At 55.4% G+C, this 15,303-nt stretch carries 10 protein-coding genes; 6 read left to right on the top strand and 4 right to left on the bottom strand.

What is annotated here, in order from left to right:
• Window positions 1–41 precede the first annotated feature (41 nt).
• The 4 genes from AC2A1E_RS15745 to dolP are packed head-to-tail and all read left to right on the top strand — an operon-like array spanning window position 42 to window position 3,616.
• Window positions 42–2,039, top strand: coding sequence for a penicillin-binding protein activator (locus tag AC2A1E_RS15745; protein ID WP_484384520.1), 1,998 nt, complete (start codon window positions 42–44; stop codon window positions 2,037–2,039).
• Complete coding sequence (locus AC2A1E_RS15740; RefSeq protein WP_484384555.1) at window positions 2,036–2,389, top strand: YraN family protein; 354 nt, start codon at window positions 2,036–2,038, stop codon at window positions 2,387–2,389. The genes AC2A1E_RS15745 and AC2A1E_RS15740 overlap by 4 nt, the downstream gene beginning before the upstream one ends.
• Window positions 2,390–2,439: 50 nt before the next feature.
• Window positions 2,440–3,030, top strand: a complete 591-nt coding sequence (diaA, locus tag AC2A1E_RS15735) for a DnaA initiator-associating protein DiaA (RefSeq protein ID WP_459400157.1) — start codon at window positions 2,440–2,442, stop codon at window positions 3,028–3,030.
• A 10-nt stretch (window positions 3,031–3,040) separates the two neighbouring features.
• Window positions 3,041–3,616 (top strand): division/outer membrane stress-associated lipid-binding lipoprotein, encoded by a 576-nt coding sequence (gene dolP, locus AC2A1E_RS15730; RefSeq protein WP_484384519.1) that lies wholly within the window; start codon window positions 3,041–3,043, stop codon window positions 3,614–3,616.
• A 97-nt stretch (window positions 3,617–3,713) separates the two neighbouring features.
• On the opposite strand, the gene mtgA is transcribed toward dolP, so the two are convergent.
• The 4 genes from mtgA to mnmL form a co-directional block, all read right to left on the bottom strand.
• On the bottom strand, window positions 3,714–4,445 hold the full coding sequence (gene mtgA, locus AC2A1E_RS15725; protein WP_484384518.1) for a monofunctional biosynthetic peptidoglycan transglycosylase: 732 nt from the start codon (window positions 4,443–4,445) through the stop codon (window positions 3,714–3,716).
• Entirely contained in the window at window positions 4,442–5,095 is a 654-nt protein-coding gene (elbB, locus tag AC2A1E_RS15720; protein WP_484384517.1) for an isoprenoid biosynthesis glyoxalase ElbB, read from the bottom strand. Before elbB ends, mtgA begins: the two co-directional genes overlap by 4 nt.
• A 237-nt stretch (window positions 5,096–5,332) precedes the next feature.
• Window positions 5,333–7,672 (bottom strand): aerobic respiration two-component sensor histidine kinase ArcB, encoded by a 2,340-nt coding sequence (gene arcB, locus AC2A1E_RS15715; protein WP_484384516.1) that lies wholly within the window; start codon window positions 7,670–7,672, stop codon window positions 5,333–5,335.
• A gap of 114 nt (window positions 7,673–7,786) precedes the next feature.
• A complete protein-coding gene (gene mnmL, locus AC2A1E_RS15710) occupies window positions 7,787–8,713 on the bottom strand; it encodes a tRNA modification radical SAM protein MnmL/YtqA (RefSeq protein WP_484384515.1) in 927 nt (308 codons plus the stop codon).
• A gap of 696 nt (window positions 8,714–9,409) precedes the next feature.
• On the opposite strand from mnmL, the gene gltB reads away from it, so the two are divergent.
• Window positions 9,410–13,870 (top strand): glutamate synthase large subunit, encoded by a 4,461-nt coding sequence (gltB, locus tag AC2A1E_RS15705; RefSeq protein WP_484384514.1) that lies wholly within the window; start codon window positions 9,410–9,412, stop codon window positions 13,868–13,870.
• 11 nt (window positions 13,871–13,881) lie between these two features.
• Complete coding sequence (locus AC2A1E_RS15700) at window positions 13,882–15,300, top strand: glutamate synthase small subunit (RefSeq protein WP_484384513.1); 1,419 nt, start codon at window positions 13,882–13,884, stop codon at window positions 15,298–15,300.
• The last annotated feature ends 3 nt before the right edge of the window (window positions 15,301–15,303 follow it).

Raw genomic sequence — 15,303 nt, 5'->3', positions numbered from 1 at the left:
TTAATATTGAGCATCTTGAAAAAAACATCACTGGATACAGTATGCTTTCCTCATCATTCATTCGTAGCAAAGCAGGGCGTTTACTCCCTGTTGTACTGGCCGCCCTGCTGTTAGCCGGCTGCCCGAGTCAAGCGCCACAAACTCCGCAGATAAATATACAAAATGAAGCGAGCGCCAACTCCGATTACTATCTGCAACAACTGCAGCAAAGCGGCGATGATAACAAGGCTGACTGGCAATTACTTGCTATTCGCGCATTAATCCGCGAAGGCCAATTACCGCAGGCCGCTGCGCAGTTGAATACCTTGCCGCAAGATATGAACAGCCAACAACAGGTGGAACGCCAACTGTTGCTCGCAGAACTGCAAGTTGGCAACAAAAATTATGACGCCGCGCGTAATTCGCTGAGCAACATCGACAGCAACTCGCTCTCGCCTAATCAGTTGGTGCGCCTGTATCAGGCCCAGATTGCCGCTTATCAGGGCCAGCCGTCTCTGCCACTGCTCCGTGCCTATATCGCTCAGGAACCGCTGCTGCCAGTCAATGCACGGCAAGACAACCTGGATCAGACTTGGCAGGCGCTGCTCGGCCTCAAACCGGCAGAGATGAATAGCCTGGTCATCAACGCCAACGAAAACGTGCTGCAAGGCTGGCTGGATCTGCTGCGGGTTTATCAGGAAAGCAAGCAGGACCCAGAACTGCTGAAAGCCGGCATTAAAGATTGGCAAAACCGCTATCCACAAAACCCGGCGGCCAAAAGCCTGCCAACCCAATTAAGCCAGGTACAGAATTTCAGCCAGGCTTCCACCTCGGGTATCGCGCTGCTGTTACCGCTGAATGGCCAGGCCAAGGTGTTTGCCGACGCTATCCAGCAAGGCTTTGCTGCCGCCCAAAGTGGCATCACGCTGGCCGCACCGCTCCAGCCAGCGCAACCAAGCAATGATCCAAATGCCGCAGCGCTGACCAATACCGACGGTGCAGTGAGCCCTTCCGCACTTCCTGCGGATATTGCCACGGCACAACCAGTAGCCCCCACCACCGTAACCACTCCACCCGCGCAGCCCGCCAATGCTCAGGTAAAGGTATACGATACCTCCAGCCAGCCATTACCTGCTCTACTGGCCCAGGCCCAGCAGGATGGGGCAACGCTGGTGGTTGGCCCGTTACTGAAGGCCGATGTTGAGCAGCTTGCCAGCACACCTACTGCGCTGAACGTACTGGCACTCAACCAGCCGGAACAGCCGAAAGACAGCCCGAACATCTGCTACTTCGCGCTCTCCCCAGAAGACGAGGCCCGTGATGCAGCGCGGCATATCTGGGCACAGCAGAAACGCTTGCCGTTGTTGTTGATCCCGCGCGGCGCGTTCGGCGATCGCATTGCCAAAGCCTTTGCCGAAGAGTGGCAGAAACAGGGTGGGCAAACCGTTTTGCAGCAGAGCATCGGTTCTACCACCGAACTGCGCCAGATGGTTAACAGCGGCGGTATCCGCATGAGCGGTACGCCGGTCTCGGCACCCGCGCAAGCACCACAGTCGGTGACTATCGCTGGCCTGACCATTCCGGCTCAGCCAAGCGAGATCCCTGCTGCCTCTACCGGCGGCGGCGTTGATGCGGTGTACATCGTGGCTACCCAGGATCAGCTGACGCTCATCAAACCGATGATCGACATGACCACCAATTCCCGCAGCAAACCCGCCATGTTCGCCAGCTCACGCAGCTATCAGGCTGGTGCTGGCCCGGATTTCCGTCTGGAAATGGAGGGGTTGCAATTCAGTGACATTCCTTTGCTGGCAGGCGTCAACCCAGCATTGCAGCAGCAGGCCAGTGCCAAGTTCGGCAACGACTATTCTCTGGTACGTCTTTACGCCATGGGCATGGATGCCTGGACATTGACCAACCACTTTGCTGAAATGCGCCAACTGCCAGGCTTCCAGATCTCTGGAGCCAGCGGTGTGCTGAGTTCGTCACCTCACTGTGTGATCACAAGGAAACTGACTTGGTTGCAATACCGCCAGGGTTCGGTCGTTCCGGTCTCCTGAGCCAACGCGCCAAAGGGGCGGGCTACGAAATACAGGCCCGCCGCTATCTGGAACGCGCTGGGCTGACCTTCACCGCTGCCAACGTGGCGGTGCGCGGTGGTGAGCTTGATCTCATCATGCGCGATGGTCAAACCTGGGTGTTCGTTGAAGTACGCTATCGGCGCAGTGCTGCATTTGGTGATGCCGCCGCCAGCGTCACTTACCGCAAGCAACAGCGGTTGTTGCATGCCGCCACCGTCTGGCTGGCGGGGCGCGGAGCCAGTTTTGACACATCATCTTGCCGTTTTGATGTTTTTGCCATCACCGGTAACCAGTTAGAATGGATACCGAATGCCTTCAATGCGGATTAATTATGGTTTACCGGTGTAACCGGCCTTTGACTTAGTGGATTAAAAACAACGTGCTGGATCGAATCAAAGTCTGTTTTACCGAAAGTATCCAAACCCAGATTGCAGCGGCGGAAGCCCTGCCTGACGCCATCTCCCGTGCCGCGATGACTCTGGTTCAATCGTTATTGAACGGCAACAAGATCCTGTGCTGTGGCAATGGGACTTCAGCCGCCAATGCTCAGCATTTTGCTGCCAGCATGATCAACCGTTTTGAAACCGAGCGCCCCAGCCTGCCTGCCATCGCGCTGAATGCCGATAACGTGGTGCTGACCGCGATCGGCAACGATCGTCTGCACGATGAAGTGTATGCCAAGCAGGTGCGCGCGTTGGGCCATGCCGGAGATGTATTGCTGGCGATCTCCACTCACGGTAATAGCCGTGATATTGTGAAAGCGGTTGAAGCCGCAGTAACGCGAGATATGACCATTGTTGCACTCACGGGCCACGACGGTGGGGAATTGGCAGGTTTACTTGGCCAACAGGATGTTGAGATCCGTATTCCTTCCCACCGCAGTGCGCGCATTCAGGAAATGCATATGTTTACCGTAAATTGCCTATGTGACCTGATTGATAATACGTTGTTCCCCCACCAGGACGATTAAAGGAACTAAGATGAAGCTGAAAACAACATTGGCAGTGCTGTTCAGCGCTCTGCTGTTACAAGGCTGTGTCGGCGCTGTCGTGGTCGGCAGTGCGGCCGTTGCCACCAAAACTGCCACAGACCCGCGTTCCGTAGGAACTCAGGTCGATGATGGAACCTTGGAAGCTCGGGTTGAAAATGCGCTGAGCAAAGATCAGCAACTGAAGAAAGAAGCCCGGGTGGTCGCAACCGCCTATCAGGGCAAAGTTCTGCTGACCGGTCAGGCGCCGAATAGCGAGCTTGCCAGCCGTGCAAAACAGATCGCGCTTGGCGTAGACGGTGCGGTAGAAGTGTATAACGAAATCCGCCAGGGAACTCCGGTTAGCTTGGGAACCGCGTCTTCAGATACCTGGATCACCACCAAAGTGCGTTCACAGCTCCTGACCAGCGATACGGTCAAGTCCTCGAACGTCAAGGTGACGACCGAGAATGGCGAAGTGTTCTTACTGGGCCTGGTAACACAAAAAGAAGGGCAGTCAGCAGCACAGATCGCCAGCCAGATCGGTGGCGTAAGACACGTCACCACGGCATTTACCTACGTTAAGTAAACTCGCGCACCGGGGTAAGGGCGGCGTTATCTGATGCCCTTACCCCAGCCCTATCCCACGATCGTCAGCAAGTCATCGGCGCGGAACACATAGCCAATCACTTCAGCTCATTCTCTTTAAGAAACTCCGCCCCGCCCAACTGCCGCATCTGGCGCATAATCCACTGCTGGCGCCCAATCACGTACCCTGAAGGGGCTTTAACCTTAAAGCGATGAGGATTGGGTAAAACCGCCGCCAACAATGCGGCCTCAGATGCCGTTAAGCGTTTGGCCGGTTTGTTGAAAAAACGCTGGGCCGCGGCTTCTACACCGAATATACCGTCACCGAATTCGACAATATTCAGGTACACCGTCAAAATTCGGCGTTTGGTCCATACCAGTTCAATCCCCGCCGTCAGCCCGACTTCAAGCCCTTTACGCACCCAACTGCGCCCATCCCACAGAAACAGGTTCTTTGCCGTCTGCTGAGACAGCGTGGAAGCACCACGAATGCGTGTCGGGCGGCGTTCATTGTGGCTGATCGCTTTCTCGATGGCCGCCACGTCAAAACCCCAATGGTCGGGGAATTTCTGATCTTCTGCAGCCATCACCGCCAGCACCATATTCGGCGAAATCTCATCCATCGACACCCAATCTGAATGGGCAACATAGCTGAAATCACCGCTCAGCCAGGCGCTGATTTGCCGCTCTACCATCACCGCAGAAAAGGGCACCGGCAGGAAAGCAAACAGGATAATCCCCGCCAACCATAAGCCCAGTACCGCCAACAAAGCACGCTTAAGCCAATACCACAGCCGGTGAATCACCGACTTAGCCGCAAATCTACTCATTCGGTTAAATCCAGCACCCGTGAAACCAACTTATCAATTCCGCGCGCCGCTTCACCGATCGATTGGGCCAACATGTAGGCTGGCGTTGTGACCACTTTGTTCTCTATATCGACCACAATATCATCCACAGGGCAAATCACGGGCTCTCCCCCCATGGCGTCAATCACCTCACCGAGATCGGGATCGTTACCAATCGTCAGCCGGATTTGTTGGCCCAAGATCCTGGGTAACAGGGCTGGAGCAATGCACATAAAACCAATTGGTTTATGTGCCTTATGCATTTTTTGCGTAATCTCAGCAAAATCTGTATTAACGGAACATTCACTGCCTTCCTCAGCAAAACTGCTGAGATTCTTAGCCGCACCAAATCCACCGGGTACGATCAGGGCATCCAACTGGTTGGCATCCGCCTGGGAAAGGGGCTGAATTTTCCCTCGCGCAATGCGCGCAGATTCCACTAACACGTTACGCGTTTCAGGCAAGAAATCGCCAGATAAGTGATTAATAACATGGAGTTGTTCCTCATCAGGGGCAAAGCATACCGCCCGTGCACCGGCACGATCCAATGCCAGCAATGTGAGGACTGCTTCATGGATCTCCGCACCGTCATAAACGCCACAACCACTCAGTACCACACCTACCTGTTTCATCGATATTCTCCCAATCAGGACGACCAATGGATGAGCACCTAAAACCAACAAACACTAACTACATCACACATTTTAATGAATCTTCTAACAAGAGCGCTTACATTTGCTATGTTGTTCGCTGTATGATGTACACGAATTTTCTGCAACCTGCTCTATCTGAACATTGAAAACCAATACGCAGGTTCACAATTTCCCTGGTGTTGGCGCAATATTCGCGCACCCCGGCCTAGGTCGGGGTCATTTTTTTTCAGCGTTCTCTACCCATGTACGCAACATTGCCGCATCGTTACGCCACTCCTGTTTGAGCTCATCCACCCAATCCTGCACGTTATCCCACCACGCCGGTAACGTCGGTGTCTGAATCTGCTGTGCCAGTTGTTGCAGATGTTTCAGCCCCACGGAACCCGCAGCCCCTTTAATCTTGTGGCCTTCTTCCGTGATCCCTTTCTGGTCCCGCGCGGTCATATTGGAATCCAACAGCGCCAGATAGCCCGGCATCACCTGTTCGAACATGTCCAGGCTCTGATAAATCAGCTGCGGCCCCACCAGGTCCATGTACTGCTCCAGCATGACGGTATCCAGTAACGACTCGTTAATCTGCATTGCCTTTTGCTCCATTTTTTTTGTGGTATGCGAGGGTTGTAGATCCCAGTAATGTTTGATCATCTGGGTCAAGGCTGGCACTGACAAAGGTTTACTCAACACATCGTCCATACCTGCATCAAGATACTCTTTCTTGTCTTTCAGTACGTTGGCCGTCAGCGCAATCAACGGCGGCAACGCCTGGCCGCGGTAGCGGCTGCGCAGCTCACGGGCAATATCCAGCCCGGTCATATCCGGCAACTGGATATCCAGCAGCACCAGATCGAATTCATCCGGGTCAAACATCGCCAGCGCGTCATGACCATTCATCGCCACTTCCACGCTGTTACCCAGCTTCTCGAGCACCGAACGGGCAACGATCACGTTCAGCTCAATATCTTCCACCAGCAGAATATGCAGTGCTGGCAGCGGCAGCTCTTCTTCTTGCTCGGCCTCGTTCACGACGTCTTCCACCGCCGGGGCCAGGATAGTCAACGTGAAGCAAGAACCATGACCCTGTACACTTTGCACGGTAATATCACCACCCATGCTCTGTGCCAGCCGCTTGGAAACCGCCAGGCCGATCCCCGTTCCCGTGGCAGGCCGCCCGCCGTGCTGATCTTTCACCTGATAATACATAGCGAAGATTTTATCCTGTTCATCCTGCGGAATACCCATACCGGAATCTTCCACTTCGAACGTCATCCGTTCGTGATCTTCATGCCGCACGCGCACCACAATCCGGCCCTGTGGGGTGAACTTCACCGCATTGCCGATCAGATTCCACAAGATCTGGCGCAGGCGCGTACCGTCGGTAATAATTTTCTGCGGCAACGGCAGTTGCGGCTCCATCACAAACTGCAGCCCTTTTGGCTGCGCCAGCAGGCCAGCGAGGTTTTCCAGGTCTGCCAGGAAACCGGTAAAATCTACCGGCTGATTATCCAACTGCACTTTGCGCCGTTCGAGTTTGTCCATCTCGATAATGTCGTTGAAAATATTACCGAGGGTAATGGCGCTGACGTGGATGGTTTTCAGGTAATTGAGTTGCTCATCATTCAGCTCGGTATCGAGCAGGATGCGGCTCAGGCCGACAATGCCATTAAGCGGCGTACGAAGCTCGTGGCTGATCGTTGAGATAAAGGTGGTCTTTTCCCTGCTGGCATTCTCCAGCGCGTCCTGGTAGCGCTTACGCTCGGTTATATCGCGCCCAAAGCCCATCAGCCCGTGACGTTTGCCCACGCGATCGTAAAACGGTACCTTGCGCAGCTCAAAACAGGCTTTGCGCCCGTCCGGGTATACCAGCCACTGCTCGTAGGTGAGAGAAACGTTGTGGCGGAACACTTTTTCATCGGTTTCGATGACTTTCTCGGCGACATCCTGGCTGTAAACATCAAACGGCGTCAGGCCAATCAGCTGCTTTTCACTCTTGCCGGTCAGCAGTTCCATGGCACGGTTGCAGCCGGAGAACTCTTTGTCTTCGTTGCGGTAGTAGACCAAATCCGGTGAGGCATCGAGGAAAGAGCGCAACAGCACCGATTGCTGGCCGAGTTCAACCTGCGCTCGTTCGCGCTGCTCCATTTCTTCGGTCAGCTTGTCCATCACCTGCTGGCGGCCTTCTTCCGCCTTGATGCGCTCGGCAATTTCCTGATTAAGTTGGGTGATGTTCTCTTTCATCTGCTGATTCAAAGCGAGATCGCGGTAGCGCATCTCCTCAAGCTTATCCACCAGCCGTGCCAGGCGCTGGCGCGACTCTTCCAACTGTTCAACCACCACCGAAAGAAAGTAGACCGCCCACGGCGTAATCAGCAGTCCAAAGAAGATGGAGCGCACCACATCGATACTTTCCACCTGACCACGCAGCAGCATGGTGACCGCCATCTGCACCACCATCGCCAGCACCACCAGCGCAGAAGCCAGCAACAGCGAAAAGCGCACCAGGCCAAGCTTTACCATTAAATCAACGTAGTACTGGGCTAACACCCGGATTTGCTTCATGAGCCATTCCCATCAGACATAATCGTTTAAATCATACCGTAAAACCTCGGTGAGATAAGAAACCTTGATGGGAAGTGTGGGAATGATTACAAACCCAAACTAACAGGATGGTTTTTAAAGAGAGTAGTGATGCGAAACATCAAGAGCACTGCCTTGGCCGCCACGACATTGCAGATAACTGCCGACCGCCTGCATGCCATTCCAGCGGTTTTCGCACCATAATGGTGCCAGCAGCGTTGGCCGGCGGGCGCTGGCAGAAATGCGATGATAGACAATCTCTTTCGGCGTATGGCGGATCATTTCCCCGGCGCTGGCGGCGTAATCGCTCAGCGCCAGCGCCGGTAAACGGCCCGCCTGCCAGGCTCGCGCCATGATGCTGCCGGTGACAATATGCAGCGGGTGCAGTTTGATGCCGTCCACACCGCACTCAACTACCGCCTGAAGCGTTGCCAGATGTTCTGCCTGTTTTTCCCCTGGCAGGCCAACGATAAGGTGGCTACAGACCTTCAGGCCGCGCTCACGCGCCCGCCGCGCGGTCTGTTGATAACAGGAGAAATTATGACCACGGTTGATGCGTTTCAGCGTTTTATCGTGTGCCGTTTGCAGCCCCAGTTCCAACCAGACTTCAAATCCCTGTTCACGATAACCCGCCAGCAAATCAAGCGCCGCATCGGGCACACAGTCCGGCCGGGTACCTACACAGATGCCGACCATTTCTGCCTGCAACAATGCCTGCCGATACATGTTGGCCAGCAATTCTACTTCTGCATAAGTACTGGTATAGGCCTGGAAGTAGGCCAGATAGCGTTTTGCCCGGTTGACTTTGCGTGCCTGCACGGCCAACTGTTCAGCGATACTCTGCTGCTGCATCTGTTCATCGGCAAACGACGCCACGTTGCAAAAAGTGCAGCCACCACGGCCAAGCGTACCGTCACGATTCGGGCAGCTAAACCCGCCATGCAGCGTGAGTTTGTGGATCTTCTCGCCATAGCGGCGCTGAAGATCGCTGCCAAACATATTGACTAATTGCGGCAACTGCATAATCTTGGTGCTTCTCTGTGTTCAAAGCCCGTGATGTTAGTCAAAGGTGGCTTTTCCCGCGATGACAGAGATCAACGCTTTTCTCCAAAGGCCGCCTTAGGCATAACTATTCATTATTACTGCAAATAAAGTCACTTCCATCACGATGAATTTTTCTAATCTGCGCAGCGTTATTAACCTCTTTATGACAAAGCGATGAAAAACAGTCATAACCAACAATAAATCAATATTTACTAGAATAAAATTCTGACATTCCCATCCGCACTAGCATGGTGCAGAGATTCAGCCCCTGCACTATAGTGAGACAGCTCACATTTCACGGGCCTTCTCCTTGCCTTCACACGGCGAGCAAAATGTCTGAAAAATCTTATTTTTCAAAATAATAAGCCTGATTTATCCATCAGAAAACCTGATTAAGCCCATATTTGACCTGCGTATTCTTTCTCGTATAAGTTGGAAGTCCGCTGGAAGCTTTCTGGACGGGCAAACGTCTCGTCATATTTATGCAATATTTTAAGACTCCCTCTTAAAACAAGTCATTTACCACTTGTGAAAACCGTCACGAGAGGCCATTGATGGAGGGCGGAAAAGCAGTTCGGCGCTATTCACCTCGCCGTTCGGACTTCCGCCTGAAACCAGGAAGCCCCCTCGTGGGTGGTTGTGAGAGTCACGCAGAGCCTGGGGAGGTTCACTGATATGTTGTACGACAAATCCCAAGAGAGGGACAACTGTGGTTTCGGCCTGATCGCCCACATAGAAGGCGAACCTAGCCACAAGGTAGTGCGAACGGCTATTCACGCACTGGCCCGCATGCAGCACCGTGGCGCAATCCTTGCTGACGGCAAGACTGGCGACGGTTGTGGCCTGTTATTGCAAAAGCCCGATCGCTTTTTCCGCATGGTGGCGGAAGAGCGCGGTTGGCGTTTAGCCAAGAACTACGCGGTTGGCATGATGTTCCTCAGCACCAACGAAGAGGAAGCCCGCGCCAGCCGCCGCATTGTGGAAGAAGAGTTACAGAACGAAACGCTGTCGATTGTCGGCTGGCGTGAGGTTCCCACCAACCCGGATGTGCTGGGTGAAATCGCCCTCTCTTCCCTGCCGCGTATTGAACAGATTTTCGTCAACGCCCCTGCGGGCTGGCGTCCGCGTGATATGGAACGCCGCCTGTTTATAGCGCGTCGCCGTATCGAGAAGCGTGTTCAGGACGACAGCTTCTATGTGTGCAGTTTCTCCAACCTGGTGACGATCTACAAGGGCCTGTGTATGCCTGCGGATCTGCCACGTTTTTATCTGGATCTCGCCGATCTGCGCCTGGAATCCGCCATCTGTCTGTTCCACCAGCGTTTCTCCACCAATACCGTGCCGCGCTGGCCATTGGCGCAACCGTTTCGCTATCTGGCGCACAACGGTGAGATCAACACCATCACCGGTAACCGCCAGTGGGCACGCGCCCGTACTTATAAATTCCAGACTCCGCTAATCCCGGATCTGCATTCCGCCGCGCCTTTCGTTAACGAAACCGGCTCCGACTCCAGTTCGCTGGACAACATGCTGGAGCTGCTGCTGGCGGGCGGGATGGACTTGATCCGCGCCATGCGCCTGCTGGTGCCACCGGCCTGGCAGAACAACCCGGATATGGACACCGATCTGCGTGCGTTCTTCGACTTCAACTCGATGCACATGGAGCCGTGGGACGGCCCAGCGGGCATCGTGATGTCCGACGGCCGCTATGCCGCCTGTAGCCTGGATCGTAACGGGCTGCGTCCGGCGCGCTACGTGATCACCAAAGACAAGCTGATCACCTGCGCCTCGGAAGTGGGCATCTGGGATTATCAGCCCGATGAAGTAGTGGAAAAAGGCCGCGTTGGGCCGGGCGAACTGATGGTGATCGATACCCGCAGCGGCAAGATCCTGCACTCCGCCGAAACCGATAACGATCTGAAAAGCCGCCATCCGTATAAAGAGTGGATGGAGAAAAACGTTAAGCGCCTGGTGCCGTTTGAAGATCTGCCGGACGATCAGGTGGGTAAACGCGAACTGGATGACGCCACGCTCGAAACTTACCAGAAACAGTTCGGCTACAGCAGCGAAGAGCTGGATCAGGTAATCCGCGTGCTGGGCGAAATCGGCCAGGAAGCAACCGGATCAATGGGTGACGACACCCCGTTTGCCGTGCTTTCCAGCCGCCCACGCATTATTTATGACTACTTCCGCCAGCAGTTTGCGCAGGTCACCAACCCGCCGATCGATCCGCTGCGTGAAGCGCACGTGATGTCGCTGGCCACCAGCATCGGCCGCGAGATGAACGTATTCTGCGAAGCCGAAGGCCAGGCACACCGCCTGAGCTTTAAATCGCCGATCCTGCTGTACTCGGATTTTAAACAACTCACCACGCTGGAAGGGGAATATTATCGCGCCGATACGCTCGATCTGACCTTCGATCCCGCCGAGCAGGATCTGGAGCAGACGGTCCGTACCCTGTGCGATGAAGCGGAACGTAAAGTCCGTGACGGCGCGGTACTGCTGGTGTTATCCGATCGCGCCATCAGCAATCAACGCCTGCCAGTACCGGCCCCGATGGCCGTGGGTGCGATCCAGACCCGTCTGGTAGAAAAAAACCTGCGCTGCGACGCCAACATCATCGTTGAAACCGCAAGCGCACGCGATCCGCACCACTTTGCCGTGCTGTTGGGCTTTGGTGCTACCGCTATCTATCCGTATCTGGCCTACGAAACCCTGGCCAAATTGGTAGACAGCCAGGCGATCGACAAGCAATACCGCGAAGTGATGCTGAACTACCGCAACGGCATCAATAAAGGGCTGTACAAGATCATGTCCAAAATGGGCATCTCTACTATCGCCTCTTACCGTTGCTCGAAACTGTTTGAAGCCGTAGGCCTGCACCGTGAGCTCTCCGATCTGTGTTTCCAGGGCGTGGTCAGCCGCATTGGCGGTGCCAGCTTCAGCGATTTCCAACAGGATCTGCAGAATCTGAGCAAGCGCGCCTGGTTGAAACGCAAACCGCTGGAACAGGGTGGCCTGCTGAAGTTTGTTCACGGTGGCGAATATCATGCCTACAACCCAGACGTGGTGAACACGCTGCAAAAAGCGGTGCACAGCGGCGAATACAGCGATTATCAGGCTTATGCCAAGCTGGTGAACGAACGCCCGGTTGCCACGCTGCGCGATCTGCTGGCGATCAAACCGCAAGGCACGCCGATCCCGGTCGATCAGGTTGAACCGGCCGAGTCACTGTTCACACGCTTCGATACCGCAGCCATGTCCATCGGGGCGCTGAGCCCGGAAGCGCATGAGTCGCTGGCGATCGCCATGAACAGCCTTGGCGGTTTCTCCAACTCCGGCGAAGGCGGTGAAGATCCGGCACGTTACGGCACCCACAAAGTTTCCCGTATCAAGCAGGTGGCTTCCGGCCGCTTCGGCGTGACCCCGGCTTACTTGGTTAACGCCGATGTGATCCAGATTAAAGTCGCCCAGGGCGCCAAGCCGGGTGAAGGCGGTCAGTTGCCAGGGGATAAAGTCACACCGTATATCGCCAAACTGCGTTATTCGGTGCCCGGCGTCACCCTGATTTCCCCACCGCCGCACCACGATATCTATTCGATCGAAGATTTGGCGCAGCTGATTTTCGACCTGAAACAGGTGAACCCGAAGGCGATGATTTCGGTGAAGCTGGTTTCCGAGCCGGGCGTAGGCACCATCGCGACCGGCGTGGCGAAAGCCTATGCCGATCTGATCACCATTGCCGGTTACGACGGCGGCACCGGTGCCAGCCCGCTGTCTTCGGTGAAATATGCCGGTTGCCCGTGGGAACTGGGCCTGGTGGAAACCCAGCAGGCGCTGGTGGCCAACGGTCTGCGTCACAAAATCCGCCTACAGGTGGATGGCGGCCTGAAAACCGGCGTCGACATTGTTAAAGCGGCGATCCTCGGTGCAGAAAGTTTTGGCTTCGGTACTGGCCCGATGGTAGCGCTGGGTTGTAAATACCTGCGTATCTGCCACCTCAATAACTGTGCCACCGGCGTTGCGACCCAGGACGAAAAACTGCGCCGCGATCACTATCACGGTCTGCCAGAACGTGTGGTTAACTACTTCCACTTTATCGCTCGGGAAACCCGCGAAATTATGGCGGAGCTGGGCGTCAGCCAACTGGTCGATCTGATCGGCCGCACCGAGTTCCTGACTTCACTTCCAGGGATCTCTGCCAAGCAGAACAAACTGGATCTGTCGCCGTTGCTGAAAACTGCCACGCCACACGCGGGCAAAGCACTGCACTGCACCGAAAGCAGCAACTCGCCGTTCGATCAGGGCTTGCTGAACAAAGAGCTGATGGCGCAGGCAAAACCGCATGTGGAAGCCAAGCAGAGCAAGACCTTCTACTTCGATATCCGCAACACCGATCGCTCCGTCGGGGCGACCTTGTCGGGTGCAATTGCGACCCTGCATGGCGATCAGGGCATGGCGGCCGATCCGATCAAAGCGCACTTCTCCGGTACCGCAGGCCAGAGCTTCGGCGTCTGGAATGCTGGCGGGGTTGAACTGACCCTGACCGGCGATGCCAACGACTACGTGGGTAAAGGCATGGCCGGAGGCCGCATTGCCGTACGCCCTCCGGTGGGCTCCGCCTTCCGCAGCCATGAAGCCAGCATCGTGGGGAATACCTGCCTGTATGGCGCAACCGGTGGCAAGCTGTTCGCCGCTGGCCGCGCTGGTGAGCGTTTCGCAGTGCGTAACTCCGGGGCTATCACCGTGGTTGAAGGGATTGGTGATAACGGTTGTGAATACATGACCGGCGGTATCGTCTGCGTACTCGGCAAAACCGGCATCAACTTTGGTGCGGGCATGACCGGTGGTTTCGCCTATGTGCTGGATGAAGACGGCGAGTTCCGTAAACGCGTCAACCCAGAGCTGGTGGAAGTGTTAGACGTCGACCAACTGGCGATCCACGAAGAGCACCTGCGCGGTTTGATTACCGAGCACGTGCAGGCCACCGGTTCATCACGCGCCGAAGAGATCCTGGCCAACTGGCCGGAATGGGCACCGAAGTTTGCTCTGGTTAAGCCGAAGTCCAGTGATGTTAAAGCATTGTTGGGTCACCGTAGTCGAAGCGCCGCCGAGCTGCGGGTTCAGGCACAGTAAGAGGTCATGAAATGAGTCAGAATGTTTATCAATTTATCGACCTGCAGCGTGTTGATCCGCCAAAGAAACCGCTGAAGATCCGTAAAATTGAGTTTGTAGAGATTTACGAGCCGTTTTCGGAAACCCAGGCGAAAGCGCAGGCCGATCGCTGCCTGTCTTGCGGCAACCCGTATTGCGAATGGAAATGCCCGGTACACAACTACATTCCGAACTGGCTGAAGCTGGCGAACGAAGGCCGTATTATGGAAGCCGCCGATCTGGCGCACCAGACCAACAGCCTGCCGGAAGTCTGCGGCCGCGTCTGCCCACAGGATCGCCTGTGTGAAGGTTCCTGTACCCTGAATGATGAGTTCGGTGCGGTCACCATCGGCAATATCGAGCGTTATATCAGCGATAAAGCCATCGAAATGGGCTGGAAGCCGGATATGTCGCACGTGCAGCCCACTGGCAAGCGCGTGGCAGTGATCGGCGCTGGCCCTGCGGGCTTAGCCTGTGCCGACGTGCTGACCCGTAACGGGGTCAAAGCGGTGGTTTACGATCGCCATCCCGAGATCGGCGGCCTACTGACCTTTGGTATTCCGGCCTTCAAGCTGGAGAAAGAGGTGATGATCAAACGCCGCGAGATCTTCAGCGAGATGGGTATCGAGTTCCAGCTCAATACCGAAATCGGTAAAGACATCACCATGGATGCGCTGTTAAGCGAATACGATGCGGTATTCCTTGGTGTGGGCACTTACCAGTCGATGCGCGGCGGGTTGGAGAACGAAGAGGCTCCGGGCGTTTACGATGCTCTGCCATTCCTGATCGCCAATACCAAACAGCTGATGGGTTATGACGCTACGCAGCACGAGCCCTATGTCAGCATGGAAGGTAAACGCGTGGTGGTGCTTGGCGGTGGCGATACCGCGATGGACTGCGTGCGTACCTCCATCCGCCAAGGCGCAACGCAGGTAACCTGTGCCTATCGCCGTGATGAAGTCAACATGCCGGGTTCCAAACGCGAAGTGAAGAATGCGCGTGAAGAAGGGGTAGAGTTCAAATTCAACCTGCAACCGCTGAGCATTGAGCTGAACAGCGCGGGTCGCGTGGCTGGCGTGAAGATGGTGCGCACTCAGTTGGGTGCCCCGGATGCCAATGGCCGTCAGGTTGCCGAGCAGGTCGCAGGTTCAGAACACGTACTCGACGCCGATGCGGTGGTGATGGCGTTTGGTTTCCGCCCACACAAAATGGACTGGTTGGCAGCGCACGACGTGCAGCTCGACAAACAGGGCCGGATTGTGGCGCCAGAAAGTATCGATAACGCCTTCCAGACCAGCAATCCGAAGATCTTCGCCGGTGGCGATGCGGTACGCGGTTCCGATCTGGTGGTGACCGCAATTGCCGAAGGGCGTAAAGCGGCGGAAGGTATCATGAGTTACTTGGAAGTGTAAGCC

The sequence above is a fragment of the Serratia sp. HNCC26DJ206 genome (assembly GCF_057180605.1).
The sequence above is the reverse complement of the archived record's forward strand: the minus strand, read 5'-3'. Positions and strand labels throughout refer to the sequence as shown.